The sequence below is a fragment of the Kitasatospora sp. NPDC089509 genome, assembly GCF_044749365.1.
GTDB lineage: Bacteria > Actinomycetota > Actinomycetes > Streptomycetales > Streptomycetaceae > Kitasatospora.
This window is the reverse complement of record NZ_JBIVHS010000010.1, coordinates 94,154-113,094: the sequence shown is the minus strand read 5'-3', so window position 1 is coordinate 113,094 and position 18,941 is coordinate 94,154. Positions and strand designations below refer to the sequence as shown.

The 18,941-nt window shown below is 71.6% G+C and carries 16 protein-coding genes; 13 read left to right on the top strand and 3 right to left on the bottom strand.

The window, feature by feature from the left end:
- Positions 1-34 precede the first annotated feature (34 nt).
- The 6 genes from ruvB (at position 35) to ACIP4P_RS22045 (ending at position 8,089) form a co-directional block, all read left to right on the top strand.
- The gene (gene ruvB, locus ACIP4P_RS22070; protein ID WP_350512907.1) at positions 35-1,105 is read left to right on the top strand and encodes a Holliday junction branch migration DNA helicase RuvB; all 1,071 of its coding nucleotides are present in this window, start codon (positions 35-37) and stop codon (positions 1,103-1,105) included.
- Positions 1,106-1,376: 271 nt separating this feature from the next.
- Positions 1,377-1,796, top strand: coding sequence for a preprotein translocase subunit YajC (yajC, locus tag ACIP4P_RS22065; RefSeq protein ID WP_350512906.1), 420 nt, complete (start codon positions 1,377-1,379; stop codon positions 1,794-1,796).
- A 147-nt stretch (positions 1,797-1,943) separates the two neighbouring features.
- Positions 1,944-3,791 carry a protein translocase subunit SecD gene (secD, locus tag ACIP4P_RS22060; RefSeq protein ID WP_400920876.1) on the top strand — a complete coding sequence of 616 codons (1,848 nt, stop codon included), beginning with the start codon at positions 1,944-1,946 and terminating at the stop codon, positions 3,789-3,791.
- A gap of 4 nt (positions 3,792-3,795) precedes the next feature.
- Complete coding sequence (gene secF / locus ACIP4P_RS22055) at positions 3,796-4,896, top strand: protein translocase subunit SecF (protein WP_400920874.1); 1,101 nt, start codon at positions 3,796-3,798, stop codon at positions 4,894-4,896.
- Positions 4,897-4,923: 27 nt separating this feature from the next.
- Positions 4,924-5,475, top strand: a complete 552-nt coding sequence (locus ACIP4P_RS22050) for an adenine phosphoribosyltransferase (RefSeq protein WP_350512904.1) — start codon at positions 4,924-4,926, stop codon at positions 5,473-5,475.
- Between the two features lie 178 nt (positions 5,476-5,653).
- Positions 5,654-8,089 (top strand): RelA/SpoT family protein, encoded by a 2,436-nt coding sequence (locus tag ACIP4P_RS22045; RefSeq protein WP_400920871.1) that lies wholly within the window; start codon positions 5,654-5,656, stop codon positions 8,087-8,089.
- A 65-nt stretch (positions 8,090-8,154) separates the two neighbouring features.
- Here the strand turns inward: ACIP4P_RS22045 and ACIP4P_RS22040 are convergent, their stop codons facing one another.
- Positions 8,155-9,384, bottom strand: coding sequence for a DUF349 domain-containing protein (locus ACIP4P_RS22040; RefSeq protein WP_400920869.1), 1,230 nt, complete (start codon positions 9,382-9,384; stop codon positions 8,155-8,157).
- A 265-nt stretch (positions 9,385-9,649) separates the two neighbouring features.
- Complete coding sequence (locus ACIP4P_RS22035; protein WP_350512901.1) at positions 9,650-10,480, bottom strand: peptidylprolyl isomerase; 831 nt, start codon at positions 10,478-10,480, stop codon at positions 9,650-9,652.
- 267 nt (positions 10,481-10,747) lie between these two features.
- On the opposite strand from ACIP4P_RS22035, the gene ACIP4P_RS22030 reads away from it, so the two are divergent.
- The 7 genes from ACIP4P_RS22030 (at position 10,748) to rpsD (ending at position 18,473) form a co-directional block, all read left to right on the top strand.
- Entirely contained in the window at positions 10,748-11,455 is a 708-nt protein-coding gene (locus tag ACIP4P_RS22030; protein ID WP_400920867.1) for an MBL fold metallo-hydrolase, read from the top strand.
- A gap of 11 nt (positions 11,456-11,466) precedes the next feature.
- Positions 11,467-12,729 (top strand): histidine--tRNA ligase, encoded by a 1,263-nt coding sequence (hisS, locus tag ACIP4P_RS22025; protein ID WP_400920865.1) that lies wholly within the window; start codon positions 11,467-11,469, stop codon positions 12,727-12,729.
- Positions 12,726-14,516 (top strand): aspartate--tRNA ligase, encoded by a 1,791-nt coding sequence (gene aspS, locus ACIP4P_RS22020; RefSeq protein ID WP_350512898.1) that lies wholly within the window; start codon positions 12,726-12,728, stop codon positions 14,514-14,516. Before hisS ends, aspS begins: the two co-directional genes overlap by 4 nt.
- Positions 14,517-14,612: 96 nt before the next feature.
- On the top strand, positions 14,613-15,140 hold the full coding sequence (locus tag ACIP4P_RS22015) for a GNAT family N-acetyltransferase (protein WP_400920862.1): 528 nt from the start codon (positions 14,613-14,615) through the stop codon (positions 15,138-15,140).
- A 79-nt stretch (positions 15,141-15,219) separates the two neighbouring features.
- Positions 15,220-16,038, top strand: coding sequence for a polyphosphate kinase 2 (gene ppk2 / locus ACIP4P_RS22010; protein ID WP_400920860.1), 819 nt, complete (start codon positions 15,220-15,222; stop codon positions 16,036-16,038).
- Positions 16,039-16,089: 51 nt separating this feature from the next.
- Positions 16,090-17,547, top strand: coding sequence for a replication-associated recombination protein A (locus ACIP4P_RS22005; protein ID WP_400920858.1), 1,458 nt, complete (start codon positions 16,090-16,092; stop codon positions 17,545-17,547).
- Positions 17,548-17,858: 311 nt separating this feature from the next.
- The gene (gene rpsD / locus ACIP4P_RS22000; RefSeq protein ID WP_063346792.1) at positions 17,859-18,473 is read left to right on the top strand and encodes a 30S ribosomal protein S4; all 615 of its coding nucleotides are present in this window, start codon (positions 17,859-17,861) and stop codon (positions 18,471-18,473) included.
- A gap of 107 nt (positions 18,474-18,580) precedes the next feature.
- On the opposite strand, the gene ACIP4P_RS21995 is transcribed toward rpsD, so the two are convergent.
- The gene (locus ACIP4P_RS21995) at positions 18,581-18,898 is read right to left on the bottom strand and encodes a tetratricopeptide repeat protein (RefSeq protein ID WP_350512894.1); all 318 of its coding nucleotides are present in this window, start codon (positions 18,896-18,898) and stop codon (positions 18,581-18,583) included.
- Positions 18,899-18,941: the final 43 nt, after the last annotated feature.

The window sequence follows — 18,941 nt, the reverse complement described above, 5'->3', positions numbered from 1 at the left end:
GGTCCCGACACCGGAGATTCTGGAGCCCGCGAGGATGTACGACTCGGAACCCGCCGACCGGCTGGTCACGGCCGCCGCCGACGGCGAGGACCAGGCGGTGGAGGCCGCGCTGCGCCCCAAGCTGCTGGACGAGTTCATCGGCCAGGAGCGGGTGCGGGAGCAGTTGTCCCTGGTGCTCCAGGCGGCCCGGCAGCGCGGCAGCGCGCCGGACCACGTCCTGCTGAGCGGGCCGCCCGGGCTGGGCAAGACCACCCTGTCCATGATCATCGCGGCCGAGCTCGGTGCGCCGATCCGGATCACCTCCGGCCCGGCGATCCAGCACGCGGGGGACCTCGCGGCGATCCTCTCCTCGCTCACCGAGGGTGAGGTGCTCTTCCTCGACGAGATCCACCGGATGTCCCGGCCGGCCGAGGAGATGCTCTACATGGCGATGGAGGACTTCCGGGTCGACGTGATCGTCGGCAAGGGGCCGGGCGCCACCGCCATCCCGCTGGAGCTGCCGCCCTTCACCCTGGTCGGCGCCACCACCCGGGCCGGCCTGCTGCCGCCGCCGCTGCGGGACCGCTTCGGCTTCACCGGGCACATGGAGTTCTACGCCCCGGCCGAGCTGCAGCGGGTGGTGCACCGCTCGGCCTCGCTGCTGGACGTGGAGATAGACCCGGCGGGTGCGGCCGAGATCGCCGGCCGCTCGCGGGGCACCCCGCGGATCGCCAACCGGCTGCTGCGCCGGGTCCGCGACTACGCGCAGGTCCGGCACGACGGGGTGGTCACCGTCGGGATCGCCGCCCAGGCGCTGGACGTCTACGAGGTGGACGCCCGGGGGCTGGACCGGCTGGACCGCGCGGTGCTGAACGCCCTGCTGCGGCTGTTCGGCGGCGGACCGGTCGGTTTGTCGACACTCGCGGTCGCGGTGGGGGAGGAGGCCGAGACCGTCGAGGAGGTGGCCGAGCCCTTCCTGGTCCGCGAGGGCCTGCTGGCCCGCACCCCGCGCGGTCGGATCGCCACCGCCGCGGCCTGGCAGCACCTCGGTCTGACCCCGCCGGTCCAGACCACCCGTGGCGCCGTACCGCCCCAGCCGGAGCTGTTCCGGCCGGACGGAAGTTGACCCGGCTGCACCGAACGGGTGAGAGAACGGGTGACGGGCGGCCGTCGGTTCCCGGCCCGGCCCGGCGCCCCGCCCGAGGAGGGGCCGGGGAGGAAGTCCCGGGAAACTGTGCAGGCGGAGGGTCGCCACTTTCGGCGGCAGGATGCGATGCTTGGCGTTGTCCGATCAGTTCGGGGTCGCCTAGACTCCGCCGGACCGCCCCTCTCACCCGACGGGCCGACCCATACCACACAGGCCGCCGGCCGGCGGCCCGTAAAGGACCCTGGCTGCAGTGAACCTCATCATCCTTCTCCTCCCGATCATCGCGATCGTGCTCATGTTCCGGTCGCAGAAGAAGCGCCAGCAGCAGACGCAGCAGATGCAGAGCTCGCTGGAGCCCGGGGCGGGAGTGCGCACCATCGGCGGCCTGTACGCCGAGGTGAAGGCGATCCACGACGAGACCGTCGAGCTGGAGATCGCGCCCGGCGTGTTCACCCACTTCACCAAGAGCGCCATCGCGGCCGTCCTGGACCGCCAGGAGTACGACGCGATCATCAACGGTCGCCCCGCCGACGACGAGCTGTCCGAGCCGGAGGCCGAGGACGCCGACGCCGCGCCGGTCGAGGACAAGCCGCTGACGCTCACCAAGGACAGCGCCGAGAAGGGCGATGCCAAGGGCGAGGTCGAGGGCGGGGCTCCCGCGAGCAAGTAGTACGGCCGGGCAACCCGCCCGACCGCGCGGCGCAGTGCCGCGAGCCCACAGGACCTCAGGGCCGCAGAGCCGCCATGCCCCCGTTCCGCCACGAGCCGGACGGGGGTCCGGTCGGCGAAGTGGCATGGACAGGGAGAAACGAGCAAGGTGGCAACACCCAAGTCGCGCCCGCGCGACGGCTACCCAGGGCGGGCGCTGGCCCTCATCCTGGTCGTCACCGTCGGACTGGTCGCCCTCATGTTCGGGACGGGCAACACCAAGCCCCGGCTCGGTATCGACCTCGCAGGCGGCACCAGCATCACGCTGACCGCGAAGTCGAAGGACCCCAAGGCGATCAACAAGTCCAGCATGGACATCGCCGTCGGGATCATCGAGCGCCGGGTCAACGGAATGGGTGTCTCCGAGGCGGAGGTCCAGACCCAGGGCTCGGACACGATCATCGTGAACATCCCCAAGGGCGGCGACAAGCAGAACGCGGCGGACCAGGTCGGTACCACCGCGAAGCTGTTCTTCCGTCCGGTCCTGGCCGTGGCGCCCAGCGGGTTCACCCCGCCCGCGCCCTCCGGTTCCCCGTCCGCCGCCCCGTCGGGCACCCCGAGCACCGCCCCGTCGGGCAGCCCCTCGGCCGGTGCCTCGGCCTCGGCCGGCGCGAGCTCGTCCGCGAGCCACGCCCCCACCGCCGGCGGCAGCCCGAGCGCCACCAAGCAGGGCCGCTCCGTCGGTGAGGCGCTGGCCGCCGACGCCAGCCCGAGCGCCGCCGCCACGGGCGTGTCCGCCACCCCGTCGGCCGGTGCCACCGGCTCGGCCCCGGCCGCCCCGAGCGCCCCGGCCACCCCGCCGAGCGCCGCCGACCTGAGCGCCGCGATGACCCAGGGCACCGTCCCGCCGGAGCTCCAGAAGGCCTTCGCCGACCTGGACTGCACCAAGCCCGACGTGCGCTCGGCCCAGACCGGCGCCGACGACAAGGCCATGGTCGCCTGCTCCCAGAAGCCCGGGCAGGGCGGCTACTACGAGAAGCTCGCCCTCGGCCCCGTCGCGGTGAAGGGCTCGGACGTCTCCAAGGCCCAGCCCGGCCTCGACACCCAGACCGGTGGCGGCTGGCAGGTCCAGCTGCAGTTCAACGGCGCCGGCACCGACGCCTTCACCAAGGTCACCACCATGCTGGCCAGCCAGACCTCGCCGAGCAACCAGTTCGCGATCGTGCTGGACAACCAGGTCGTCTCGCACCCGCAGGTCACCAATGTGATCCCCGGCGGCAGCGCGGTCATCACCGGCCAGTTCACCCAGCCCGAGGCGCAGGACCTGTCCAACGTGCTGAGCTACGGCGCCCTGCCGCTGGAGTTCCAGAAGGGCGACGTCACCACCGTCTCCCCGGCGCTGGGCAGCGACCAGCTGAAGGCCGGCCTGATCGCCGGTCTGATCGGCATGGTGCTGGTGGTCCTCTACTCGGTGATCTACTACCGCGGCCTGGGCCTGGTCTCGATCGCCGGTCTGCTCGTCTCGGCGGCCCTGACCTACTCGATCATGAGCCTGCTCGGCGGCGGGATCGGCTTCGCGCTGAACCTGCCGGCGGTCTGCGGTGCGATCGTCGCGATCGGCATCACCGCCGACTCCTTCATCGTGTACTTCGAGCGCATCCGCGACGAGGTCCGCGAGGGCGCCCCGCTGCGCCCGGCGGTCCAGCGCGCCTGGCCGCGCGCCCGGCGCACCATCCTGGTCTCGGACTTCGTGTCCTTCCTCTGTGCCGCCGTGCTCTACGTCGTCTCGGTCGGCAAGGTGCAGGGCTTCGCGTTCACCCTGGGTCTGACCACCGCGCTCGACGTGGTGGTGATCTTCCTCTTCACCAAGCCGATGATCACGCTGCTGGCCCGGCGGAAGTTCTTCTCCGACGGTCACCCGTGGTCCGGCCTGGACCCGAAGCGGCTGGGCGCCCGTCCGCCGCTGCGCAGCACCCGTCGTCGTAACTCCTCCTCTGCCGCCGTGAAGGAGGCCTGACACCGTGTCGCGCTTCTCCAATCTGGGTCACCGGCTCTACCAGGGCGAGGTCAGCTTCGACTTCGTCGGGCGCCGCAAGCTCTGGTACTCGATCTCCGGCGTGATCGTGCTGGTCGCGGCGATCGGCCTGGCCATGGGCCTGCACCTGGGCATCGAGTTCAAGGGCGGCTCGGTCTACACCGTCACCAAGCCGGGTCTGACGGTCTCCCAGGCCCAGGACACCGCCGACGGGATCGTCTCCTCGCACCCGCTGGTGCAGTCGACGGACAACAACAAGATCCGCATCCAGGTCAGCACCGACGAGACGAAGAGCTCGGACGACATCCGTTCCGAGCTCTCGAAGAAGCTCGACGTGCCGCTGGACACCGTCGAGGCCCAGGTGATCGGCCCCAGCTGGGGCAAGCAGATCTCCAACAAGGCGCTCACCGGTCTGGTCGTCTTCATGGTCCTGGTGACGGTCTACCTGGCGATCGCCTTCGAGTGGCGGATGGCGCTGGCCGCCCTGGTCGCGCTGATCCACGACCTCCTGATCACCATCGGGGTCTACGCCCTGGTGGGCTTCGAGGTCACCCCCGGTACGGTGATCGGCTTCCTGACCATCCTCGGGTACTCGCTCTACGACACGGTCGTCGTCTTCGACACCGTGAAGGAGAACGCCAAGGGGATCACCAAGCAGAACAAGCTCACCTACAGCGAGGCGGCCAACGCGGGCCTCAACCAGACCCTGGTGCGCTCGCTCAACACCACCGTGGTGGCGCTGCTGCCGGTCGCCGCGCTGCTGTTCATCGGTGGCGGCCTGCTGGGTGCCGGCACCCTGAACGACATCTCGCTCGCGCTGTTCATCGGTCTCGCGGCCGGTGCCTACTCCTCGATCTGCGTCGCCACCCCGCTGCTGGCGCAGCTCAAGGAGGAGCAGCCGGAGATGAAGGCGCTGCGCAAGCGGGTCCTGCAGCACCGGGCCTCGGCGGCCGCCAAGGCGGAGGCCGCGGACGCGGCGGCGACGGACGAGGGCGCGGACGAGGGCCAGCCTGCGGGTATGGTCGGTCAGCGCGACCGCGCGGCCGGCACCCCGCGTGCCAAGGGCCGTCCGTCCACCAAGCGCTGAACCGCACCCGACCCTGAGGACAGAACCGTGACCACCGCCGACACCGCACTGGCCGAGCTGCTGAACAGCCGGATCCGGGACGTCCCGGACTACCCGAAGCCGGGTGTGCTGTTCAAGGACATCGCGCCGCTGCTCGCCGACGCCGAGGCCTTCGGAGCCCTCACCCAGGCGCTGGCGGACCGGGCGAAGGAGCTCGGGGCGACCAAGGTGGTGGGCCTGGAGGCGCGCGGTTTCGTGCTGGCGGCTCCGGCGGCCTTCGCGGCCGGGCTGGGCTTCGTGCCGATCCGCAAGGCGGGCAAGCTGCCCGGCGAGGTGTTCCGGCGCTCGTACGAGCTGGAGTACGGCTCGGCGACGCTGGAGGTGCAGTGCGACGCCTTCGCGCCCGGTGAGCGGGTGCTGGTGGTGGACGACGTGCTGGCCACCGGTGGCACCATCGGTGCCTCGCTGGACCTGGTGAAGGAGGCCGGCGCCGAGCTGGTGGGCGTCGTGGTGCTGATGGAGCTGGGCTTCCTGGACGGCCGCGAGCGGCTGTCCGGGCACCTGGGCGGCGCTCCGCTGGAGACGCTGGTCACGGTCTGACGGGCATGACGGAAGGGCGGCGGTCGGATCATCCGACCGCCGCCCTTCCGTTTCCGGGCCCGGCCGGATGAACGGCGGGCCGCCCGGCTCGGTACCATGAAGATTCATCCCCTCCTGGTTGTGCCCGGACCGTACGGGCCCTCGGCAGGGGTCGGCCCCGGTGCCCCGAGGAGTGTCCTTGCCCGACGAGGTTGTGCCCACGGCCGCAGCGGCCGCCCCCGAAGACCGTCCCACGCCCTCGGGGGCCACCCCGGCACGCCCGACGCCGACCTCCTCGCGCCAGCTCGCCCCGGTCGGCCGCGGCTCCGGCACCGGCGGCGGGATGCGGGCCAGGCTGGCCCGCCTCGGCGGCCAGCGCTCCAGCGTCCTCAACCCCGTCCTGGAGCCGCTGTTCCGCTCGATCCGGGCGAACGACCCCAAGGCCGACCCGGCGCTGCTGCGCGACATCGAGCGCGCCTACGCCGTCGCCGAGAAGTGGCACCGCGGCCAGAAGCGCAAGAGCGGCGACCCGTACATCACCCACCCGCTGGCCGTCGCGACCATCCTGGCCGAGCTCGGCATGGACGCCCCGACGCTGATGGCCGGGCTGCTGCACGACACCGTCGAGGACACCGACTACGGCCTGGAGACCCTGCGCAAGGACTTCGGCGACTCGGTGGCCCTGCTGGTCGACGGCGTCACCAAGCTGGACCGGGTCAAGTTCGGCGAGGCCGCGCAGGCCGAGACCGTCCGCAAGATGGTCGTCGCGATGGCCAAGGACCCCCGGGTCCTGGTGATCAAGCTGGCCGACCGCCTGCACAACATGCGCACGATGCGCTACCTGAAGCGGGAGAAGCAGGAGAAGAAGGCCCGCGAGACGCTGGAGATCTACGCCCCGCTGGCGCACCGGCTGGGCATGAACACCATCAAGTGGGAGCTGGAGGACCTCGCCTTCGCGATCCTCTACCCCAAGATGTACGACGAGATCGTCCGGCTGGTCGCCGAGCGCGCCCCCAAGCGGGACGAGTACCTGGCGACCGTGATCGACCAGGTCCAGGCGGACCTGCGCGGCGCCCGGATCACCGCCTCCGTCACCGGCCGGCCGAAGCACTACTACTCGGTCTACCAGAAGATGATCGTCCGGGGCCGGGACTTCGCCGAGATCTACGACCTGGTGGGCATCCGGGTCCTGGTCGACACCGTCCGCGACTGCTACGCGGCACTGGGCACCATCCACGCGCGGTGGAACCCGGTACCGGGGCGGTTCAAGGACTACATCGCGATGCCCAAGTTCAACATGTACCAGTCGCTGCACACCACGGTGATCGGTCCCGGCGGCAAGCCGGTCGAACTCCAGATCCGCACCTTCGACATGCACCGGCGGGCCGAGTACGGCATCGCCGCGCACTGGAAGTACAAGCAGCGCGCGGTCGCCGGGGCCTCCAAGGTCCGCACCGACACCCCGACCCAGGTCCGCAAGGACGACAAGGCCGGCGCCGTCAACGAGATGGCCTGGCTGCGGCAGCTGCTGGACTGGCAGAAGGAGACCGCCGACCCGGGCGAGTTCCTGGAGTCGCTGCGCTTCGACCTGGCCAGCAACGAGGTCTTCGTCTTCACCCCCAAGGGTGACGTGATAGCCCTGCCGGCCGGCGCCACCCCGGTCGACTTCGCCTTCGCGGTGCACACCGAGGTCGGCTACCGGACCATAGGGGCCCGGGTCAACGGCCGCCTGGTGCCGCTGGAGTCGACCCTGGAGAACGGCGACACCGTCGAGGTGTTCACCTCCAAGGCGGAGAACGCCGGCCCGTCCCGGGACTGGCTGGGCTTCGTCAAGTCCCCGCGCGCCCGCAACAAGATCCGCGCCTGGTTCTCCAAGGAGCGCCGCGAGGAGGCGATCGAGCAGGGCAAGGAGGCGATCGTCCGGGCGATGCGCAAGCAGGGCCTGCCGATCCAGCGGATCCTGACCGGCGACTCGCTGGTCACCCTGGCCCACGAGATGCGCTACCCCGACATCTCCTCGCTCTACGCCGCCATCGGCGAGGGGCACGTCGCCGCGCAGAACATCGTCCAGAAGCTGGTCCAGGCGCTCGGCGGCGAGGAGGGCGCCACCGAGGACCTCGCCGAGACGGCCACCCCGACCCACGACAACCGCCGGGCCGTGCGCCGCCGGGCCAAGGGCGACCCGGGCGTGATCGTCAAGGGCGTCGAGGACGTCTGGGTCAAGCTGTCCCGCTGCTGCACCCCGGTGCCGGGCGACCCGATCGTCGGTTTCGTCACCCGCGGCAACGGCGTCTCGGTGCACCGCGCCGACTGCGTCAACGTGGACTCGCTGAGCCAGCAGCCCGAGCGGATCATCGACGTCGAGTGGGCGGCCACCCAGTCCTCGGTCTTCCTGGTGGCCATCCAGGTCGAGGCGCTGGACCGCTCCCGGCTGCTCTCGGACGTCACCCGGGTGCTCTCCGACCAGCACGTCAACATCCTGTCGGCGGCGGTCCAGACCTCCCGGGACCGGGTGGCGATGAGCCGCTTCACCTTCGAGATGGGCGACCCCAAGCACCTGGGCCACGTGCTCAAGGCGGTGCGCGGCGTCGAGGGCGTCTACGACGTCTACCGGGTCACCTCGGCCCGGAAGTGAGGCCCGGCGCATGAGGAAGGCCCCCGGGGAGCACCCCGGGGGCCTTCGTCGTCCAGCGGGCCGGATCAGCCGCTGAACTCCTCCTGGCTCTTGTGCGCCTGCTCCAGCAGGGTCTGCACACCGGAGAGCTCGGCCTCCAGCTTGGCGGTCCGGGAGGCGTTGCCGGCCGCCCGGGCCTTGTCCAGGTCGGCCTGGATCTTGTCGGCCTTCGCCTGGAACAGGCCCACCATGCCGGCCGCCCGGGCCTTGGCCTCCGGGTTGGAGCGCTTCCACTCGGTGTCCTCGGCCTCGCGGATGGCCCGCTCGACCGCGTTCAGCCGGCCGTCCAGCTTCGGGCGGACGTCGCGCGGCACGTGGCCGATGGCCTCCCAGCGCTCGTTGACCTCGCGCAGCGCGGCCTTGGCGGCCTTGAGGTCGGTGATCGGCAGGATCGCCTCGGCCTCGGTGGCCAGCGCCTCCTTGAGCTTCTGGTTCTCCACCTGCTCGGCGTCGCGCTCGCTGAACACCGCGGAACGGGCCTGGAAGAACACGTCCTGGGCGCCGCGGAACCGCGCCCACAGCTCGTCCTCGACGTCCCGCTGCGCCCGGCCGGCCGCCTTCCAGCGCGCCATCAGGTCGCGGTAGGCGGCGGCGGTGCTGCCCCAGTCGTCGGACGAGGACAGCGCCTCGGCCTCGGAGACCAGCGCCTCCTTGACCTGCCGGGCCTGCTCGCGCTCGGCGTCCAGGGTCGCGAAGTGCGCCTTGCGGTGCTTGGAGAAGACCGAGCGGGCGTGCGAGAAGCGGTGCCACAGCTCGTCGTCGCTCTTGCGGTCCAGCCGCGGCAGGCCCTTCCAGGTGTCCACCAGGGCGCGCAGCCGGTCGCCGGCCTCCCGCCACTGGGTGGACTCGGCGAGCTGCTCGGCCTCGGAGACCAGGGCCTCCTTGGCGGAGCGGGTCTCGTCCTGGGCCTTGGCACGGGCGGCCTTGCGCTCCTCCCGTCGGCTCTCGATCTCGCCGGAGAGCGTCTCCAGCCGCTTGGCCAGCGCGTCCAGGTCACCCACCGCGTGCCCCTCGGTCACCTGGGCGCGGAGGTGCTCCAGCGCGGTCTGGGCGTCCTTGGCGGCCAGGTCGGTGGTGCGCACCCGCTTCTCCAGCAGGCCGATCTCCACCTCGATGCCCTGGTACTTGCGCTCGAAGTAGGCGAGGGCCTCCTCGGGCGAGCCGGCCTGCCAGGAACCCACGACGCGTTCGCCGTCGGCGGTCCTGACGTACACCGTGCCCTGCTCGTCCACACGGCCCCACGGGTCGCTGCTCATAGCGCGTCCTCCACATGACGTCGCGCCCGCGCCGGGGCGGCGCGCGACCGTCGTCCACAGTTAGATGTGCGGCGGACCGATGAGTCCGCCGTCCCCGTCCGCCGTGCCTTGCTGCCGAGGGTGACGGCTAGGCGGGTCCGGGCACCCTATACAACGCCAACATAGGCGACCAGGACCGGTGCTGTCCGCATCCGGGCCGGGCGATTTCGGTCCGGGGCCGGGCGGAGGCGCTTTCCGCGCCTGCCGCCGGCGGCCCCGGGGTCGGTCAACCCTTGGACACGGTAACCGAGTTGAAGGTGACGTCGGCCATCGGGTGGCCGTCGCCGGAGCCCTCCAGGGTGCCCGCGGCGGCGATCTTCTGGACCACGTCCAGGCCGCCGGTGATCTTGCCGAACGGGGTGTAGTTCGGCGGCAGCTGGGTGTCCTTGTAGACCAGGAAGAACTGGCTGCCGTTGGTGCCCGGGCCGGAGTTGGCCATCGCCACCGTGCCGGCCGGGTAGGTCGCGCCGCTCAGGTTCTCGTCCGCGAACTTGTAGCCGGGGCTGCCCGAGCCGGTGGCGGTCGGGTCGCCGCACTGGAGCACGAAGATGCCGTCGGTGGTGAGCCGGTGGCACTTGGTGTGGTCGAAGTACTGCTCGCCGGCCAGGAAGTTGAACGAGTTCACGGTGTGCGGGGCCTTGGCCGCGTCCATCGCGACGGTGACCTTGCCGCAGTTGGTGTCCAGCGTCATGGTGTACGAGCCGTGGTCGTCGATCGACATGGCCGGCTCGGCCTTGAACTGCTTCTTGTTGGGCGAGCCCGGCGCCGGCGCCGCGCAGCCCTCGACCGGCTTGCGGGTCGGCGTCGAGGCCGGGTCGGCCTGGGTCGGCGCGGGCTGGGCGCTGGAGGCGGCCGAGGTGTTCTTGTCCTTGTCGTCGGAGCTGAACGCGCCGGTGGCGAACAGGGTTCCGCCGCCGGCCAGCACCACCACGGCGAGCGAGGCGCCCAGGATCGTGTTGCGCCGCCTGCGGGCGGACGCCGCCTCGGCGCGGCGCTCCATCTGGCGCTCGTACTTCTCGCGGGCGAGCTGCCGCCGCCGCTGTTCGCTGCTGACCACCGGCCGTGTCTCCTGAGCATGTGCGGGAAAAGTGGATGGGTTTCCGGAGCGGATCATCGCACCCATCGGCGGCCAAGTGTAGGGACCGGGCCCGTAAGGGCGCGGTGAACCTGTCAGGCGTCCGGGGCGGGCCCGGCCCCGCCACCGCGTATCTGGTTCGCAACCGGACCCGGACCGCCGGTAGGCTTCCCTTACGCCATCACTACTGGTAGCCACCGCAGCTCACCACCGCACCCGCCCGTAGCCGCACCCACCCGAAGGACTCGCGTGTTCATCGCCGGATTCCCCGCTGGAGCCTGGGGCACCAACTGCTACCTGGTCGCGCCGGCGGCGGGCGAGGAGTGCGTGATCGTCGATCCCGGGCACCAGGCCGCGCGCGGCGTCGAGGAGATGGTCCGGGAGCACCGGCTCAAGCCCGTCGCCGTGCTGCTCACCCACGGCCACATCGACCACGTCGCCTCGGTGGTCCCGGTCTGCGGCGCCCGCGGCGTCCCGGCCTGGATCCACCCCGAGGACCGGTACATGATGTCCGACCCGGAGAAGGCGCTCGGCCGCTCCCTGGGCACCCAGCTGATGGGCGAGCTCACCGTCGGCGAGCCGGACGACGTGCGCGAGCTCACCGACGGCAGCGTGCTGGAACTGGCCGGCCTGCGGCTCACCGTGGACCACGCCCCGGGCCATACCGGGGGGTCGGTGACCTTCCGGACGCCCGGTGCCGAGGACCTCCCCCCGGTGCTGTTCTCGGGCGACCTGCTGTTCGCCGGCTCCATCGGGCGCACGGACCTCCCGGGCGGGGACAGCGAGGCGATCATGAACTCGCTGGCCCGGGTGTGCCTGCCCCTCGACGACTCCACCGTGGTCCTCTCCGGCCACGGCGGTCAGACCACCATCGGCCGCGAGCGCGCCACCAACCCCTACCTCCGAGAGGCAGCGGGGGCGGCAGGCGCCCCGGCTTTCCCGCGACGAGGAATGTGACGGAAGAGAAGTTGAGCACCTTCACCGCCCCCAAGGGCACCTACGACCTGCTGCCCCCCAGCTCCGCGACCTTCCTGGCGATCCGCGAGCGCATCGCCGCGCCCGCCCGCCGGGCCGGTTACGGCTACGTCGAGACCCCGGTCTTCGAGGACGTGAAGCTGTTCTCCCGCGGAGTCGGCGAGTCCACCGACATCGTCTCCAAGGAGATGTACACCCTCACCACCAAGGGCGGCGACGACCTCGCGCTGCGCCCGGAGGGCACCGCCTCGGTGCTGCGCGCCGCGCTCCAGGCCAACCTGCACAAGCAGGGCAACCTGCCGGTCAAGCTCTGGTACTCGGGCTCGTACTACCGCTACGAGCGCGCCCAGAAGGGCCGCTACCGCCAGTTCTCCCAGGTCGGCGCGGAGGCGATCGGCGCCGAGGATCCGGCGCTGGACGCCGAGCTGATCATCCTGGCCGACGACGCCTTCCGCTCGCTGGGCCTGAGCAACTACTCGCTGCTGCTCAACAGCCTCGGCGACAAGCAGTGCCGCCCGGTCTACCGCGCCGCCCTGATCGACTTCCTCTCCGGGCTGGACCTGGACGAGGAGACCCGCCGCCGGGCGGAGATCAACCCGCTGCGGGTGCTGGACGACAAGCGCGAGTCGGTGCAGGAGCAGCTGGTCGGCGCCCCGATGCTGCGCGACTTCCTGTGCGAGGAGTGCAAGGCGTACGACGAGAAGGTGCGCGAGCTGCTCACCGCCAACGGCGTCGCCTTCGTCGACGACCCGAAGCTGGTCCGCGGCCTGGACTACTACACCCGCACCACCTTCGAGTTCGTGCACAACGGCCTCGGCGCCCAGTCCGCGATCGGCGGCGGCGGCCGCTACGACGGCCTGTCCGAGATGATCGGCGGCCCCGCGCTGCCGTCCGTCGGCTGGGCCCTCGGCGTGGACCGCACCTACCTGGCGCTGGAGGCCGAGGGCGTCACCCTCGACCTGCCGCCCGCCACCTCCGTCTACGCCGTCGCGCTCGGCGAGGAGGCCAAGAACCTGCTCTTCGCCAAGGTGGTCGAGCTGCGCCGGGCCGGCGTGGCCACCGACCTCGCCTTCGGCGTCAAGACCATCAAGAACGCCATGAAGTCCGCCGACCGGTCCGGCGCCCGCTTCGCCCTGATCGCCGGGGACCGGGACCTCGCCGAGGGCGTCGTCCAGCTCAAGGACCTGAGCACCGGCGAGCAGACCCCCGTCGCCCTCGACGCACTCGTCACCACCCTGAAGGAGAAGCAGCTGTGATCCGCACGCACGACGCGGGCACGCTCCGCCCGGAGCACGCAGGCACCACCGTCACCCTGGCCGGCTGGGTCGCCCGCCGCCGCGACCACGGCGGCGTCGCCTTCATCGACCTGCGCGACGCCTCCGGCACCGTGCAGATCGTGGTCCGCGACCTCGACTCGGTGCACGGCCTGCGCGCCGAGTACTGCGTCAAGGTCGTCGGCGACGTCCGGGTCCGCCCCGAGGGCAACGAGAACCCGGACATCCCGACCGGCGCGGTCGAGGTCGTCGTCAGCGACATCGAGGTGCTCTCCGAGGCCGCCCCGCTGCCGTTCCCGGTCGCCGAGTACGAGCCGGGCACGGTCAACGAGGAGGTCCGGCTGCGCTACCGCTACCTGGACCTGCGCCGCGAGGGCCCGGCCAAGGGCCTGCGGCTGCGCTCCAAGGTCAACAACATCATCCGCCGGGTGATGGAGGAGAACGACTTCCTCGACATCGAGACGCCGTACCTCACCCGCTCCACCCCCGAGGGCGCCCGAGACTTCCTCGTCCCGGTCCGCCTGCAGCCCGGCCACTGGTACGCCCTGCCGCAGTCGCCCCAGCTGTTCAAGCAGCTGCTGATGGTGGCCGGCATGGAGCGCTACTACCAGATCGCCCGCTGCTTCCGCGACGAGGACTTCCGCGCCGACCGGCAGCCGGAGTTCACCCAGCTGGACATCGAGGCCTCCTTCGTCGACCAGGAGGACATCCTGGCCCTCGGCGAGAAGATCGTCGGCGCGATCTGGCGCGAGGTGCACGGCTACGAGATCCCGAACCCGCTGCCGCGGATGACCTACGCGGACGCCATGGGCCGCTACGGCTCGGACAAGCCGGACGTCCGCTTCGGCCAGGAACTCACCGACCTCACCGAGTACTTCAAGGGCACCGAGTTCCGCGTGTTCCAGGCCCCGTACGTCGGTGCCGTGGTCATGCCGGGCGGCGCCTCCCAGCCGCGCAAGCAGCTGGACGCCTGGCAGGACTGGGCCAAGGCGCGCGGCGCCAAGGGCCTGGCCTACGTGCTGATCGACGCCGAGACCGGCGAGCTGCGCGGCCCGGTCGCCAAGAACCTCTCGGCGGAGCACCTGGCCGGCCTCGCCGCCGCGGCCGGCGCCAAGAACGGCGACGCGGTCTTCTTCGCGGCCGGCAAGGAGCGCCCCTCGCAGGAGCTGCTCGGCGCCGCCCGCCTGGAGATCGGCAAGCGCTGCGAGCTGATCGACGCGTCCAAGTGGGCCTTCCTCTGGGTCGTCGACTTCCCGATGTTCGAGCCGATCGAGGACGACAAGGGCCAGTTCCAGGGCTGGCACGCGGTGCACCACCCGTTCACCGCCCCCACCGCGGAGTCGCTGGACAGCTTCGACACCGACCCGGGTACGGCCCTGTCCAACGCCTACGACCTGGTCCTGAACGGCTCGGAGCTGGGCGGCGGTTCGATCCGTATCCACCAGCGGGACGTGCAGAAGCGGGCGTTCGACGCGATCGGCCTGTCCGAGGAGGAGGCGGCCTCGCAGTTCGGCTTCCTGCTGGACGCCTTCAACTACGGCCCGCCGCCGCACGGCGGGGTCGCCTTCGGCCTCGACCGGATCGTCACGCTGCTCGGCGGGTACGACACCATCCGCGACGTCATCGCCTTCCCGAAGACGTCCACCGGTGGTGACCCGCTGACCGGTGCCCCGACCCCGATCACCCCGGCGCAGCGCCGCGAGGCCGGCGTGGACGCCCAGCCGAAGGTCCGCGAGGACGCCAAGTCGGAGGCGCAGCCGAAGAGCTGACGCCGCGTCATTCCGCTAACCTGCAACGGCCCCGGACGGTCCACCCACCGTCCGGGGCCGGTCCACAACGTCGTGCGACACAGGGAGGGTTGACTCATGCAGGTCACCACGAGAGTCGAATGTCCGCAGGATGCCCCGGCCACCAGACGCGTGCACATGGCCGCGTTCCCCGGGCCCGACGAGGCGGACCTGGTGGACGCGCTGCGCCGCGATCCCGCCTGGCTGCCCGGGCTGTCGGTGGTCGCGGTGGACGACAGCGGGCTGGTCGTCGGGCACGCCCTGCTGACCCGGCTGCGGGTCGGCGGCAACGGCGGCGGTGGCGGCGGTGGCGACGCGCTGGCGCTCGCCCCGGTCGCGGTCGCGCCCGAGTGGCAGCGCCGGGGAGTCGGCGAACTCGTCGTCCGGGCCGCGCTGTCGGCCGCCGAGGAGGCGGGCGAGAAGCTGGTGGTGGTGCTCGGGGATCCGGACTACTACGGGCGGTTCGGCTTCACCCCGGCCGGGCGGCACGAGGTCACCGGCCCGTTCGAGGTGCCGGAGGCGTACTTCCAGGCGCTGCCGCTGGCGGCGTACGACGGCGGTCCGCGCGGGCTCTGCCGCTACCCGGAACCCTTCGTCGGGGTCTGATGGCCCTCCCGACCTGCGGATCCGCCGTTCTGCGCCTACGGTGAAGGGTCATCAGCAGCAGTCGGACGGAGGACCGAGGGTGACCGAGCAGCGGCGGACCGCGAAGCCGGAACGATTGGCGAGGAAGCCGTACGAGCGGGAGCTGCTGCGGCTGCAGCAGGAGCTGGTGAAGCTCCAGGAGTGGGTGCGGGTCGAGGGCGCCCGCGTGGTGGTGGTCTTCGAGGGACGGGACGCGGCCGGCAAGGGCGGCGCGATCAAGCGGGTGACGGAGTACCTGAACCCGCGCATCGCCCGGGTCGCGGCGCTGCCCACCCCGACCGAGCGGCAGAAGACCCAGTGGTACTTCCAGCGGTACGTCGAACACCTGCCGGCGGCCGGGGAGATCGTGCTGTTCGACCGCAGCTGGTACAACCGCGCCGGGGTCGAGCGGGTGATGGGCTTCTGCAGCGACGAGGAGTACTGGCAGTTCCTGCACCAGTGCCCGACCTTCGAGCAGATGCTGATCGAGGCCGGGATCCTGCTGCGCAAGTACTGGTTCTCGGTCAGCGACACCGAGCAGGAGCGGCGCTTCCGGGACCGGCTGGAGGACCCGATGAAGCGCTGGAAGCTCTCCCCGATGGACGTCGAGTCGATCGCCCACTGGGAGGACTACTCGCGGGCCAAGGACGAGATGTTCGTCTACACCGACGTCCCGCAGTCGCCCTGGCACGTGGTGGAGAGCGACGACAAGCGGCGGGCCCGGATCAACATGATCGCCCACCTGCTCTCCTCGGTGCCGTACCACGAGGTCGCCCCGCCGCGGATCCAGCTGCCGCCCCGCCCGGCCCCGCGCGGCTACCAGCGGCCCCCGCGCGACCTGCAGAAGTACGTTCCGGACCACGCCGCCGGACTCGGGTAGCCGGGGCCCGGGCGGTCCGGCACTGTCGGTGGCCTCAACTAGGCTTCCGGTGTGGACGAACCGGACCTCTTCACCGCCGCCGCCGAGGATCGCCAGGCCAGGGAGCCCGGCCGGGCCCCGCTGGCCGTACGGATGCGTCCGCGCACCCTGGACGAGGTGGCCGGGCAGCGGCAGCTGCTGAAGCCCGGCTCGCCGCTGCGCCGGCTGGTCGCGGGCTCCCGCGGCCCGGCGGCCACCAGCTCGGTGATCCTCTGGGGGCCGCCCGGCACCGGCAAGACCACCCTCGCGCACGTGATCAGCCAGGCCGTGGAGGGCCGCTTCGTCGAGCTGTCCGCGATCACCGCCGGGGTCAAGGAGGTCCGGGCGGTGATCGACGGCGCCCGCCGGGCGGTCGGCATGTCCGGCCGGGAGACGGTGCTGTTCCTGGACGAGATCCACCGCTTCTCCAAGGCCCAGCAGGACTCGCTGCTGCCGGCCGTGGAGAACCGCTGGGTCACCCTGATCGCGGCGACCACCGAGAACCCGTACTTCTCGGTGATCTCCCCGCTGCTGTCCCGCTCGCTGCTGCTCACCCTGGAGTCGCTGACCGACGAGGACATCCGCGCGCTGCTGCGCCGCGCGGTGGGCGACGAGCGCGGCCTGGAGGGCGCGCTGGAGCTGACCGCGGAGGCCGAGGACCACCTGGTGCGGCTGGCCGGCGGGGACGCCCGGCGGGCGCTCACCACGCTGGAGGCGGCGGCCGGTGCGGCGCTGGAGAAGGGGGAGCCGAGCATCTCGCTGGCCACCACCGAGACGGCCGTCAACCAGGCGGCGGTGCGCTACGACAAGGACGGCGACCAGCACTACGACGTGGCCAGCGCGCTGATCAAGTCGATCCGCGGCAGCGACGTGGACGCCACCCTGCATTACCTGGCCCGGATGATCGAGGCGGGGGAGGACCCGCGGTTCATCGCCCGGCGGCTGATGATCTCGGCCAGCGAGGACGTCGGCCTGGCCGATCCGACGGCGCTGCAGACGGCGGTGGCGGCGGCCCAGGCGGTGGCCCTGATCGGCTTCCCGGAGGCCCGGATCATCCTCTCCCAGGCGGCGATCGCGCTGGCCCTGGCGCCCAAGTCCAACTCGGCCTACCTGGCGATCGACGCGGCGCTGGCGGACGTCCGGCAGGGGCTGGCCGGGGCCGTCCCGCCGCACCTGCGGGACGCCCACTACGGCGGCGCGGGCAAGCTCGGCCACGGCCGGGGCTACCAGTACCCGCACGACCTGCCGGAGGGCATCGCCGCCCAGCAGTACGCGCCGGACCAGGTGCACGGCCGGGAGTACTACCAGCCGAACCGGCGCGGCGGCGAGGTCCGGTACGCGGACACCGTGGAGTGGACCCGCGGGCGGCTGCGCGGGGAGCGCCGGGGGGAGAAGAAGGCGGACGCGAAGGCGGACGGGAAGACGGACGGGAAGACGGAGCAGCAGCCCGCGCCGACGGCCGAGGGGCGGCCCGGGGAAAAGGGCGAGTGATCGACGGGTATACTTCGTCGGAGTGCCATGTCCCGGGACGGCGGCGGGGGAGACCCCACCGACCGGCCGCACCAGCGGGGCATCGGCGGTAGGCCTCCTCCGGGAGGCCCGCACCAGGAGCGTCGCGCACCGTTTCGGTGTCGCGGAAGGCCCGGTTCCCGGGCCCTTCGTGTGACCAGCACATCTCGTGCCCGGCTCCGGAGAGCGGCTGATCCCTTCGCGCAGGCGTCGGGGTTTTCTCCGGGTCGCGACATGCGACCTCCGTCAACACCTGGTGAAAGCCGTATTCGTAAGCAAGGAAGGTTTGGTTCATGGCGAACCAGAAGCGTCCCAAGGTCAAGATCGCGCGTGCGCTCGGCGTGCCGCTGACCCCGAAGTCCGTCAAGTACTTCGAGGCCCGCCCGTACCCGCCCGGCCAGCACGGCCGTGGTCGCAAGCAGAACTCGGACTACAAGGTCCGTCTGCTCGAGAAGCAGCGTCTGCGCGCCCAGTACGACCTGAGCGAGAAGCAGATGGCCCGCGCGTTCGACCGCGCCAAGAAGGCCGAGGGCAAGACCGGTGAGGCGCTCGTCGCCGAGCTGGAGACCCGTCTGGACTCCCTGGTCCTGCGTTCGGGCATCGCCCGCACCATCTACCAGGCCCGCCAGATGGTCGTCCACGGCCACATCGAGGTCAACGGCGGCAAGGTCAACAAGCCGTCGTACCAGATGAAGCCGGGCTTCGTGGTCACCGTCCGCGAGCGCTCCAAGGAGAAGGTCCCCTTCCAGGTCGCCCGTGAGGGTGGCTACGCGGGTGAGGGCCAGACCCCGAAGTACCTCGAGGTCAACCTGAAGGCCCTGGCCTTCCGCCTGGACCGTGCGCCGCAGCGCAAGGAGGTCCCGGTGATCTGTGACGAGCAGCTGGTCGTCGAGTACTACTCGCGCTGACCCGCGCTCGGTTCGCACTTCGCGGAACCGCAGCAGCGAGCCCCCGTCGCCTTTCGAGGCGGCGGGGGCTCGCCGTTTTCCCGGTGCGTTGCCGGTGCTTCGGCCGGTCAGAGCTGCTCGCCGGTCATCGCGGCGGCCAGCCGCAGGTGCGGGCGGGCCTCCTCGGCGCGGCCCCGGCGCTCCAGGGTGCGGCCGAGCATCAGCCGGGCGTAGTCCTCGGCCGGGTCGAGGTCGAGGATCCGGCGCAGTTCGGCCTCGGCGCGGCCGAGCTGGGCGGAGTGGAAGTAGCTGCGGGCCAGCAGCAGCCGGACCGAGAGGTTGGCCGGCTCCTCGGCCAGCACGCCTTCCAGCATGCGGGCGGCGTCGCTGTACGCCTTGGACTCGAAGTAGAAGTTCGCGAGGCGGTACTCGTCGTGGATGGCCATGGTGCTCCTTCCGGATGGATCCTTGCCTGCTCAAGCAATCGGC

What these genes read in the sequence shown, in the direction of transcription:
- ruvB (WP_350512907.1), top strand. Translation starts at nt 35, where the DNA reads ATGTACGACTCGGAACCCGCCGACCGGCTGGTCACGGCCGCCGCCGAC.
- ACIP4P_RS21995 (WP_350512894.1), bottom strand. Translation starts at nt 18,898, where the DNA reads ATGGCCATCCACGACGAGTACCGCCTCGCGAACTTCTACTTCGAGTCC.
- ACIP4P_RS22040 (WP_400920869.1), bottom strand. Translation starts at nt 9,384, where the DNA reads ATGAGCAGCGACCCGTGGGGCCGTGTGGACGAGCAGGGCACGGTGTAC.
- ACIP4P_RS22015 (WP_400920862.1), top strand. Translation starts at nt 14,613, where the DNA reads ATGCAGGTCACCACGAGAGTCGAATGTCCGCAGGATGCCCCGGCCACC.
- rpsD (WP_063346792.1), top strand. Translation starts at nt 17,859, where the DNA reads ATGGCGAACCAGAAGCGTCCCAAGGTCAAGATCGCGCGTGCGCTCGGC.